The sequence below is a fragment of the Acidaminococcus sp. CAG:542 genome (assembly GCF_000437815.1).
Classification (GTDB): domain Bacteria; phylum Bacillota; class Negativicutes; order Acidaminococcales; family Acidaminococcaceae; genus Acidaminococcus.
On record NZ_FR902104.1, the window covers coordinates 1 to 11,136 of the forward strand.

An 11,136-nucleotide genomic window follows, 5' to 3' on the forward strand; every position below is an offset into this window, starting at 1 on the left:
AAGCCCTAGGCCGAAGTGTATTCTAAGTTGTTGATCGTACCACATATTTAAGAATGGCGATTTCAATTGGGCTGAATTTGGCTAATTCAGCTGGGCTCTATTTGGCGATTTCAGACGGGCTCTAACAGCGTGCACCCAGCACAGAGCATGGACTTTGCAGTGGACCTTCTCATATCCTGCATACCCATCGGTCTGCAGGATTCCCTGATACCCCTCCAGGAACTTCATGGCGAACTCACCGCTCCTGCCTTGGCAGTACTGGTAGATCCGTATTTTTTTCAGTTGTTCATATTCCCCATTGGTATACACTCACATGAAGGACTTGGTGGTGTTCTTCCGGTTCTGCTCATTCAGCACCTGGACCGGAGTTTCGTCCGCATGGATCACCGCCTGCTTCAGCAGCTCAGCCTTCATGACACTGACCAGGGGAGACAGCCAGTCCTGGGAAGACCGGATGATCCAGTTGGCCATGGTTGCCCGGGAAAGGGGCAGGCCGATATTCTTCCATTCCTGTTCCTGCCGGTGGAGCGGCACGGCCATCTGGTATTTCTGGACGATGACATGGGCTACGGCAGAAGCGGTGGCCATGGAGTTCTGCAGGACGCTGTGAGGCATCTGAGGCTTCTCAACCACAAAATGTTCCTGCTTCCGGCATTCCAGGCACTGGAAAGATTCCCGGTAGATGTCGATGATCTTGACCTGGGCAGGGATGAACTGCACTTCCGTGCGGATCTTCTCTTTGCCCATGGAGACCAGGGGACTGCCGCAGCGCTTGCAGATCCGTTCATCTTCCGGGAGAGTATACAGTTTTTTCTTCATGGGGGAATTTTTCCAGCAGCTCGGCCCAATCCCGCTTCTGCTTCTTGCGCCGTTTGTGGGCCGGGACTTCGATTTCAGGTTCCGGCGCCGATGGTTTGGCTTCCACTTCGGCTTCATTGAAGAGATTGAGCTGATCCGGACAGATCTTTTCCGCCTTTTCCGTGCGGGAACCGAAGACCGTGTGCCGCAGAGCATGCAGCTGTTGTTTGAGTCTCTGGTTCTCCTCGGACAGACGTTCCACTTTCTGTTCCAGTTCCTTGATCTGTTCTTCGGTTCTCACTGATTCGGCCACGGTTCCGGTCTCCTTCGTTTCATGATGTTTCCATTATACCGGAGGAAAGAACCGAAATCCAGGAAATCCACAGACTTACTATTTCCACTTTTTTCAGATGGTCAGGGACGGATGGACTGTCTGCACCGCTTTTGGCTGATGGATGGAGAGCCCTTCTGTGAGCCAGCGGAGCTGCTGTTGGGAGAGTTCTACCAAATCTTCCGGAGCGTTTGGCCACTGATACCGGCCATTTTCCAGCCTCTTGTACAGCAGCAGGAATCCAGTCTCATCCCACAAGAGAGTCTTGATCCGGTCTTTCCTTCTCCCACAGAACAGAAAGAGGGCAGGCTGATGGGGATCCAGATGGAAACGGGCGGCCACCAGAGCGGCCAGCCCGTCGATGGATTTCCGCATATCCGTGTATCCACAGGCCAGGTAGATATGGTCGGCAGTGATGTTGCGGATTAACACAGGAACACCTCTTTCAGGACCTGCAGCGTGCGCTGCAGGTCTTGCGGAGCTGTTCCCTCAGGGATTTCCAGAGAAGCAGAGCCCACATGGACGACCATATTTCCGCAGGGAGGATGTTCCTCCTTCGCCAGAGAGACAGCCGCAAATTGGGTCGTACAGACGGGGACCTGAGCATTGGCTGACAAAGCTTCCTTTCTCAGTTCTTTGAGCCAGTAGTACATGGCATGATGGCTCATCTGGCGGGATCTGCAGAACGCCTTGATGCAAAGCCCGCTTTCCTGTTGTTCCTTCAGTATCTGGCTCCAGTATTCCAGTGCCTTTTGGTGTTTGATACGTTGAATTTCTCCCAAAACAAAACCACCTCCAGAGATGAGTAACACGAATGACTCGAAAAAACGACACGCTGCGCACCGTAGGGAAATTCGTTTTTTTCGTGCGATATTTTTAACATCCGTATTATCTCAAACTGAAGGTGGTGATTTCATACACCGGATTTTTAAGCGCTTACTGAATTTTTGCTTTTTTCTACAAAGTTTGGTATCCTATAGGCAACGAACTGAAGTTCATGATTTTAGAGATGGATTAAAAAAAGTTGCTAAATTTATGATGAAATATTTTTATGATGGGAGAGGTATACTTCAAAGTGTTGTATTCTATTCAAAACATACATGAACTTTTTTCCATAGTTTGTTTTACTGTTCTATTCTTAATTAGCTTTACGGTTCATAGAAAGATAATTCCTAAAGGGTACTTTTCTTTAGATGAAATTGCATATATGTTTGACTTAAAACGCTTTTGGACTGCCTCAAACATTCGCTGCTTTTTTATTGGTGCAATTATATTCCTGGGCTACTATCAGTTCGATATTAAAAGCAAAACAGTTTATTATTCGGCCTTAGGATTGGTATCCTTAATACAAGTTTTCCCTGTTATTATGAAGTATCAATTGTATAAGTTCTGGGAAGGCACTTATCGTTTCAAATTATTTTGTGCAAATATATTTTATGTAGCAGTACTATTTTTTATGGGTTTTGCTTGTTTGGAATTTATGATTCCTGCAATACAAGGCGAAAAAGGATATATAGATACGGTATATCCTTCTATAAACTTTGTGTTGGGAATATTTCTTTACATTTTTCCGCTGTTTATTCAATTTTCTGTTCAACGAAATGCTGACTTTATGAATTCGGTCAGAATAAATTTTTTACATACTGATACAACAATAATGTTAAGAAACATTGATCTGATGAATCGAAAGAATAGTCTTGTTATATATTACAAGGCAGAGATTAAAAAGAATGCGGAATTTTACAAAATGGATCCAGAGCTGTTGAAATCCGTTCTTCTTATCGAGGAATTCAATCGAGGTTCCCTCATTCAATCTTTTATTGAACGGCTACTCATAAACTATTTTCCTGAAATTGTGTTAAAACAGGATATGTCAATTGGATTTGGGCAAGTTAAAATTTCTACAGCGAGCCGCCTTCTAAACATATCTGAGGGAAAAGCATTGGAAGAATTGGCAAATCCAATAAAAAATATTGAAATTTGTGCACGCTATATACGTTTGTTAATTAATCAATATGCAAAGAATCAATTTCGTAGTTCAGTATATAATGATTTATACGATTATATTGCAAAAAATTATATAGGAGCGGCGAAGGCAACAATGTATAATGCCGTTTTGTATGCAGCTATCCTAAGAGGCCGAAGTAAGATTGAAATGGAACAACGTTTACAAAAAGAAAAAGATAAAAAGAACAAGCAAGTTTTTGTTAAGGCTTAAAGGTGTCTTTCATCAACCACTTTTCCCCATTGTCATCATGGGAAATTTCCCATTTTTACCAAGGTACTAGCGGCGGGTTCATTTGACCATGTAGAGTCGGATTAAAACAGCCAATTTTCCTGGAGAGATTTTAAATGGAATGTGGCTAGGCAGCTACTTTCCAAGATCATGTGGGATGGGGGAAGTATGGCGTGGCGATTTGGTTGGGCTGAAAATGGCGATTTCAGATGGGCTCTAAATGGCTGTTTCAGATGGGCGCTAATATTTTATCTGTTTCCAAATAAAAAATGGCTTGATAAACTGTCTGCCCAGGATATAGAGCGATTGGTAGAAATAAGAGATCGTACTCATAAGAATTCTGGAAAATGTATAATAGAGATCCTTTTAGGCAATAAACAATCTGCTGAAATTTATTTTAATAAGATGGATGAAGCGGATAAAGAAATCTACAAGAGGAATCCTATATATAATTTATTGGAGGAAAAGGTAAGTGATAAACAAGAAAAAGCTTGAAATGATATGGCAGCATCTACAAAAAGTCATAACAATTGCTATTTTTGCCTGTATAATTTTTATCTTTTTCGGTGAACAAATAGAGAAGCAACAGGTTGCTGTGAGCTTGTTAAATGCTATGCTTGCTTTTTTCTGTCTATGGTATGGCAGGACCCGACATGCAGAAACAATCTCGAAGCTTCTTTATCTAGGCTTAGCTGAATGTTTTATAATTTGGAAGGCATTAGCTTTTTCGGAAATCTCTCTTTTATATTTTTGTATTAACTTGCTGGTATTAACCGTTTGTTATTTTATTTGCAAATTCTCTTCTCAAAACGATTCTTCCACGGTTAATGAGGAGACGAAACAGAAAATTTTTCCAGAACATCAGGCAGATATGGAAAGACTTGAAAAACTGCTGGAATCGCATAACATGTTGGGGGTTCAGGCTCCCTATGGAGAAGGAAAATCCTTTGTAGTTGATCAGGTATGTGATATTTTTCGGAAGAACAGAAATTGGAATGTGATTCATATAGAATCATTAGCTTACAGCTATGAAGACTTTGATAGGGTACTTGTTCAAAAAATTTTTCAGATATTGAAAGAGAACCATATTTACTCAATATACGCAGCAGAGCTTCTTCAGAATGTAAAAAAGAGTATTTGGGGAAAACTTTCTTTTTCTCATTTTCTTCAATCTCCTTTTGAATACTCATCTACTTTTGTTGGACTCAAAGAAGATCTGAAGCAATTGGAAAATCCACTGCTGATTGTTTTTGAAGATATTGAAAGAGTAGGGTCTCCTAAATATGTAAAGAGATTATTTGCTATTGCTGAGAGACTAAGCAGTGACAAGGCAAAATTCGTGTTAGAATACGATGCTTCTATTTTGGATGAACAGGGGATTGATTTTAAGTATAGAGAAAAGTATGTTCCTTTTGAAATGAATATAAGCGAAATTCCATATAGAACTCTGATTTATAATTTATGGGACGAAACAGAAAAGCCAGAATATGCCAACCAAAATAAATGGGGAATTGAAGATTATCAGAGAATGCCTTTACCTGATAATTACGGACCTCTTTCTTTTGTGCTGCAGCAATTGCATATACAAATAGAGTGGGAAAAGATAGGGGAAGGCAATTTTTCTGTTCGCAGGGTCAGGAATTTTTTAATAGAATCCAAGCTGTATTTATACAAAAGGGAATATCTGGATAAACCTACAAAGAAAATTATTTTAAAGGTATTCTTTTTAAAATTTTTCGTTCACGATTTGTATCTGAAATTCAAACCTGGAAAAATGCTGGAAGACCTCGCTTTGTTTAAAAATGAATATACAGATGTAAATCTTTTAGAATTCTATTCCCATGTTTTAAAAAGTGATAATCCAAATAGTACATTTACCAAATTGATGGAGAATAGGCAAAATCAAGAATCATATTATTTGTTCTGTTTTCTAGGCTATAACTGGTATGATTATGTCCAAAAATTTAAAAAGGAAAAAAATGGTGAGAAGATCTCAGAATCCGATTATATTCAGCATTTACAATATCAGGAAAAAAGAGAACAAAAGAACCGGGTAATATGGAACTTACTAATGAATGGCGAATCAGAGTACAGTAATAAGCAGCTGTTTATGAAACGATTCGTGAACGAAGTACTCGATGCTCAAAATGGAAAATCTCAACAGATTGCCTGGGAAAGACTGCTAGAAGAGGCTTTTAATGAAACTTTGTATAAGGATAACAACGGGATTTTTTATTTCGGAATCAACAATTTTGTTTCACTGGCCGAGAACATGTTTATCTGTGGTTATAAAGAGAAATGGGGAAGCTTTTTTCAATTTTATGAGAGAACACAAAAACATATCGTTATCGATTTGAATTTTGTTAGAATGCTCTATTTTGTAGATGTACAAAGCGAAGATAATTTGCTCATATCCGCAATGGATTTTTTCAATAAAGGGGAACTTATTGGAAATTTGAAAGAGAAAGAAGATTATCATAAGTTTCTTTATAAATATATCGATTCCCTTAATCGATGGAGATTTTGTGAATCTCTGGCTCCGCTTTGTGTAGAAAATTGGAAAGTAATCGGTGGATTTTCATTGAAGAATGAGCAGTTGCTCAATACCTTAAAACAGTTAAATAAGGATGTTGAAAAAGAACTGCATAAAAAGAACAATAAAAAATTAACCCTTCAACTTCAGGTCATCCAAAAGTTTATTTCAAAAAATATTAAGCTAATGGAGATGGAGAAAATGTATCCAGCCAATGAACACAGTGTTAAAATGCATGCAAGATCAATGCATGCTCATCAGAAAGAAATGGACATGATTGAGGAAAAGATAGATAAATATCCTAGCGAAAAGAATGCATTGGTTGAAGCGGAAGAGTTGATGAATAAATTATATGAGGAAGGAAAGTTAAACAGTTATGAATTACGTTGCGAGCAAGATAGTATAAAGCAAAAGAAAAAGTTAATCAAAGAGCAGGAATAGACTCAGATCAAACTTACCATGCAGAGAGCCGGATTAAAGGACAATTGCTGATTGTTATTGCAGTAGCGATTGCAGATAAAAATTTGCTCCCGAAATGAATTTCGGGAGCAAATTGCAAAAGGCAGGCTGAATCAGCGTCTGAGCCGTCTTAAAGGGGGGAATGGGGCCACTGGCCAGTCCTTGGGCGGGCCGCTCGTGGGCGGGGATTGTCAAGAATTTTGTGTTTTTAGTTTAGCCCATCATATTTTTCAATGAGCTGTCCAATCCGATCATCAATCAATAGCTGGTTCCTAACAGCAGGCCAATTGGATACGCGGCCTTTGCCTTTCCATTTTTTATTTTTTAGTTCCAAGATTCGCAGATAAAAGACTTTCATGACGGCTTCGTTATTTTGGAAAGACCCCTTTTTGGTGACCTTTCTGAAGCTGGAATTGATGCTTTCGATGGCATTCGTCGTATACATGACTTTTCGGACGTCCGGTCCATAATTGAAGAGTTGCTCTACATGGCTGAAATTTCTTTCCCAGACGGAGATAGCACCTGGGAATTGGGACCATTTTTCCTTGAATGCGGCGAAAAGCCTACGAGCTTCTTCCACATTTACCGCCCGGTAAATGGCCTTTAGTTCTCTCATGAATTCTCGGCTTTGGTTCCAAGGAACATACCGCAGAGAATTCCGAATCAGGTGGACGATGCAGCGCTGGACAACAGTACCCGGGAAAATGGCACGGGCTCCTTCCTCAAGCCCACTGACACCATCCATGGAGATAAATCCCACATCCTGAACTCCGCGGCTCTTGATTTCGTCGAAGATCTGCATCCAAGTATGTTTTCCCTCTGTTTCATTAATCCATAAGCCAAGGATATCTTTGTTGCCGTTGATATCATAGCCGAGGATAACATAGACTGCTTTCTGATTGATTGCCATTTCTGTCCGCATGGAAACATAGATGCAGTCTACGAAGAGAAATGGATAAAATGGAAGCAGCGGCCGGTTCTGCCATTCATAAACTTCTTCCATGATACAGTCTGTAATGTGAGAAATCTGCTCGTGGGAGATAGAAAAGCCGTAGATATCTTCGATAGTAGATGCAATATCCCGTTGACTCATACCCCGGCCGTACATAGCCAAGACCTTTCCTTCAATGGAAGAAACATCTCTCTGATGTTTCTTGATAATCTGAGGTTCAAAGGTGCTCTCCCGATCCCGAGGAATCTGAATAGGAACATCGCTCATAGTGGTCTTCACTGTTTTCAGCGAATAACCATTACGAGAGTTACTACCTTTTTCGGGACTCGACCCATTTTTAGGATATCCAAGGTGATTTTCCATTTCTCCTTTGAGAGCAGCTTCAAAAAGGGGGGCAAAAATCTTCTTCAGAGCATCCTGGATTTCCTCAGCAGATTGAGGTTTATATATATCGTAGATAGCCTGGCCAATTTTTTCTTCGGGGGTAAGAGTACGCTTTGCCATAGTAGTCCACTCCTTTGCCTTTGGTCCCTTTCAGTATGAGGTATAAATAGATTTTGAGCAAGACGCTTACGCATTTACACAAAATATTTTACACTCTCGTTGGGCGGCGCCCTACATTGACGGAGAACGGACAACGCCTCACGCTGAACGTCTCACGTCTCACGCCGATGGAGGGAACCCACCAGTGGATTCCTTTGAATGGAAACGCAGCCTGCGGCTGCTAACCCACCACCCATGCTGGCGCATGGATACCCCAGCTACGGCATAAGCGACCTCGCTATCCGCTAAAGCGGATGCGCCCTGCTTACGCCCTTGTAAAGGGCGGAGATATAATTACAGGTTCAGCATAAAAGAAAGGCGTTCTTCATCAACCACTTTTCCCCATTGTCATCATGGGAAATTCCCCATTTTCACCAGGGTTCTAGCGTCGGGTTAATTTGACCAAGTAGAGTCGGGTTAAAATGACCAATTTCAGTCGGATTAAAACAGCCAATTTGCCTGGAGACATTTTAAATGGAATGTGGCCAGGCAGCTGCTTTCCAAGATCATATAGGATGGGGGAAGTATGGTGTGGCGACTTGGTTGGGCTGAAAATGGCGATTTCAGATGGGCCCTAATAATAGTGATTAGGTGGTTAAGTGGATAAGTGGCTAGGTGATTTGGGTCGTTGAGCCGATTTGCTTATCGAGAGTCTGTATAGAGGTCTTTTAGTAGGGAAAATTTTAAAATATCAACTTACTTTATCAATTGATTCAAGAATACCTGTTCGGAGTTTACAAAATGAGAGAACTTTGTTAGAATAATTAAATGGAACAGTATAAGCATTTTTCATGATTTCAGGAGCCAGCAATGTTCAAAGAAACAGTCTATCATGGAACAATACAGCAAAAAGCTGACGCTATAGTAAAAGAGGGATTCATAGAAAGCAGTAAAGATATTGAATGGCTTGGTACAGGAATCTATTTTTTTGCCAAGCGGGAAGATGCTGAATTGTGGGCAGAAAATGAGGCTGCGAAGAAAAAGAATAAAGTAACAAAACCGTGTCTTCTGCAAGCTAATATCTTTTGTAATGATGACGAATTTCTTGACTTGGATATAGAAGAGAATATGGTTGAAATGGAAAGAACAATTCTTCCATTTTTGGAAAAAGGAGAAGAAGGACATCCTGTTATTAATGGCGACAATAGCGGTGTAAAACTGCGATGCCTAGCATGCAATTTCTACAAGAAATTGAAAGGAATAAAAATTTTGGCCTATTCTTTTCCTAAAAGAATCATGGTTAATAAACTTGGGTTTCGTGTTTGTTTGAAACAAAGACAATATGCTGTGAGCAGTAATAAAAATATTGGGGAAGTGAAAAAGTTTCGATAGGAGGCAGTCGAAATGAAAAACAGTGATCTTAACGCATTATTAAAAGAATGCTGTTTGGAATTGGGCATTGAATGGGTAGATGAACCGGGTCCTGCTGTGATAGATGGGCAAAAGGCAGACGAGTATTTCAAAGATCATACCATTTTTCCTGATACGAAGGATATTGCTTTAGTTTTGGAATATCCTGACGGAAATGATGGGAATGAGATGGATTCAGATTTGCCTGTTGATATTTTAGTAGATACTACAGATGAAATTTTAAAGGCCGCATAGAAGGAGACAATATGGATTTTCAGGAAAAACAGCTAAGCAGTTTGCAGATGCAGCATTTGCATGTCAAGGATATAAAGTTCTCTGCAACTGGAAAAGAACCAGTTCGACCTACTAAAATGAATGTTGCATTTCATGTGGATAAAAATGTCCAATCTGACAGTAAAATGGCAGTGGAATTAAGTTGTGATATTGATATTCCCGAAATTGCTCAAATGCAAGTAAAATTAGCTGCTGATTTTGAGACAGATGGGAATGTTCCAGTTGAAAGCATGCTAAAAAATGCGATTGCCATCATGTTTCCATTCTTAAGAAGTCAAGTTACCTTGGTTACATCACAACCAAATTTCAGACCGATCATATTACCAATTATTAATATTAATAATCTGGTAAAATAACCAGGAAAGCCCTTTAAAGCTGGAATATCATTTTCCATCTTTAAAGGGCTTTCTTTTATTTTTTAGGAATCAGGTGATTGCCGAACGAATGAATACAGACCACTAGGCGGCCTGGTGGCGGGACGCCCGTTGGGCGGCACCCTACAGGGATGGAGAATTTTCGATAGAACAGCATGTGTTCGACAGAAAAGGTGCGGGGGGGCGGGACGCCCGGCAGGCGGTTGGCATTTTTCAGTTTTCTTTCCTCCGACTCGTTCCCGGGGCGCAAGGAGGTTCCAGATGCGCGAAAGTGGGAATTTTTGAAAGTGGCATAGTACATAATGGTACATGCCTCTTTCAAAAATTCCCGCTGACAAAGCAAATGGGGCCTTATTGTGTCCCGGTTTTGTGTTCACCACATGTGCATGGTGCAGCAATCTGTCTAAATTGGTTGTCGCTGATGTGAATGTCAAAGAAAAAGTAAGCCACGCGCTTGCCAAAAATTGAGCCACTGTGATCATGAAAAAGTGAGTCACACAGGGGGAGAAAGTGATTAGGAGGTGAAAAGTAGCAGGGCCGCTTTTCAGTCTCACGCCGATGGAGAGCATCTGTCGGGGGCAGATGGTCATGAGCTGACAGGCACTGGTCTCTAGCGGCAGGAGGGAACCTGCTGGGCGGGTTCCTGGGAACGTATAAAAACCGCAGGCCGGGACGGGCGTGCCTGCGGCGCGCCCCTACGGCGTTGGGGTCGGAAGTTGGATACAACGGTCACAGGAACGGAATCTTCGATAACTTCGTTTCTGTGAATTTCCGTTGGTCCTTTGATTCCAACGTGGTAGGGGCTTCCCGAAGGGGAGCCCGTCCCGGCCGCCGGTTTTTCATGTTCAAAGGCAGATGCGTGAGCATCTGGCATCCGAAACGATGAACGACCAACGATGAACCAAAAGGCCGCCGGATTTTCCGGCGGCCTTTCCATTGGGGAGGAAAACGCCGGGGCGTTTTCCAACCTAAAGCAATCCATGCAATTTCCCCAGTTTCTGGATCTGGTCCAGAGAGTAATGGGTGATCCGGGAAATGGTCTCCATGGGGATCTTTTCTTTCAGCATGGCAATAATGTTGGATTCCCGTTCTTCCTGACGGCCTTCCTGTTTTCCTTCTAAGCGGCCTTTTTCCAGGTTCTTTCTTGCAATGGCGTGTCCGATACCGCACATGGTTTCCGCCTCCTTTTTCATCTCTACGGTCATAGGGATGTTGTATTTTAGCTAAAGAATACGATTTCTATATTGTTAATTTTATCATATTTGA

General features: G+C 41.4%; 11 protein-coding genes and 1 pseudogene. 6 read left to right on the forward strand and 6 right to left on the reverse strand.

Annotation, left to right across the window (positions count from 1 at the left end):
• Window positions 1-81: 81 nt before the first annotated feature.
• From tnpC to tnpA, 4 genes and pseudogenes are all read right to left on the reverse strand, one after another.
• Window positions 82-819 (reverse strand): annotated as a pseudogene (gene tnpC, locus QVO43_RS09090) (IS66 family transposase).
• A complete protein-coding gene (locus tag QVO43_RS09095; RefSeq protein WP_022488205.1) occupies window positions 785-1,111 on the reverse strand; it encodes a transposase in 327 nt (108 codons plus the stop codon). Before QVO43_RS09095 ends, tnpC begins: the two are co-directional and overlap by 35 nt.
• 93 nt (window positions 1,112-1,204) lie before the next feature.
• A complete protein-coding gene (tnpB, locus tag QVO43_RS09100; RefSeq protein ID WP_022488206.1) occupies window positions 1,205-1,561 on the reverse strand; it encodes an IS66 family insertion sequence element accessory protein TnpB in 357 nt (118 codons plus the stop codon).
• Window positions 1,555-1,911 (reverse strand): IS66 family insertion sequence element accessory protein TnpA, encoded by a 357-nt coding sequence (tnpA, locus tag QVO43_RS09105; protein WP_022488207.1) that lies wholly within the window; start codon window positions 1,909-1,911, stop codon window positions 1,555-1,557. The genes tnpB and tnpA overlap by 7 nt, the downstream gene beginning before the upstream one ends.
• Window positions 1,912-2,180: 269 nt before the next feature.
• Between tnpA and QVO43_RS09110 the strand changes: the two genes are divergently transcribed.
• The 3 genes from QVO43_RS09110 (at window position 2,181) to QVO43_RS09120 (ending at window position 6,339) form a co-directional block, all read left to right on the forward strand.
• Window positions 2,181-3,347 carry a hypothetical protein gene (locus tag QVO43_RS09110; RefSeq protein WP_022488208.1) on the forward strand — a complete coding sequence of 389 codons (1,167 nt, stop codon included), beginning with the start codon at window positions 2,181-2,183 and terminating at the stop codon, window positions 3,345-3,347.
• 186 nt (window positions 3,348-3,533) lie between these two features.
• Window positions 3,534-3,860, forward strand: coding sequence for a hypothetical protein (locus QVO43_RS09115; protein ID WP_288174869.1), 327 nt, complete (start codon window positions 3,534-3,536; stop codon window positions 3,858-3,860).
• Window positions 3,838-6,339 carry a P-loop NTPase fold protein gene (locus tag QVO43_RS09120; protein ID WP_022488209.1) on the forward strand — a complete coding sequence of 834 codons (2,502 nt, stop codon included), beginning with the start codon at window positions 3,838-3,840 and terminating at the stop codon, window positions 6,337-6,339. Before QVO43_RS09115 ends, QVO43_RS09120 begins: the two co-directional genes overlap by 23 nt.
• 226 nt (window positions 6,340-6,565) lie before the next feature.
• On the opposite strand, the gene QVO43_RS09125 is transcribed toward QVO43_RS09120, so the two are convergent.
• Window positions 6,566-7,813 (reverse strand): IS256 family transposase, encoded by a 1,248-nt coding sequence (locus QVO43_RS09125; protein ID WP_022488210.1) that lies wholly within the window; start codon window positions 7,811-7,813, stop codon window positions 6,566-6,568.
• Between the two features lie 849 nt (window positions 7,814-8,662).
• Here QVO43_RS09125 and QVO43_RS09130 point away from each other — a divergent pair.
• From QVO43_RS09130 to QVO43_RS09140, 3 genes are read left to right on the forward strand one after another with little or no spacing between them, the layout of a single operon-like run.
• Window positions 8,663-9,184 (forward strand): hypothetical protein, encoded by a 522-nt coding sequence (locus QVO43_RS09130; protein WP_022488211.1) that lies wholly within the window; start codon window positions 8,663-8,665, stop codon window positions 9,182-9,184.
• Window positions 9,185-9,196: 12 nt separating this feature from the next.
• The gene (locus tag QVO43_RS09135) at window positions 9,197-9,457 is read left to right on the forward strand and encodes a hypothetical protein (RefSeq protein ID WP_022488212.1); all 261 of its coding nucleotides are present in this window, start codon (window positions 9,197-9,199) and stop codon (window positions 9,455-9,457) included.
• Window positions 9,458-9,468: 11 nt separating this feature from the next.
• Window positions 9,469-9,852, forward strand: coding sequence for a protein-export chaperone SecB (locus QVO43_RS09140; RefSeq protein ID WP_074707775.1), 384 nt, complete (start codon window positions 9,469-9,471; stop codon window positions 9,850-9,852).
• Window positions 9,853-10,838: 986 nt separating this feature from the next.
• Here the strand turns inward: QVO43_RS09140 and QVO43_RS09145 are convergent.
• On the reverse strand, window positions 10,839-11,042 hold the full coding sequence (locus QVO43_RS09145) for a hypothetical protein (RefSeq protein WP_022488213.1): 204 nt from the start codon (window positions 11,040-11,042) through the stop codon (window positions 10,839-10,841).
• Window positions 11,043-11,136: the final 94 nt, after the last annotated feature.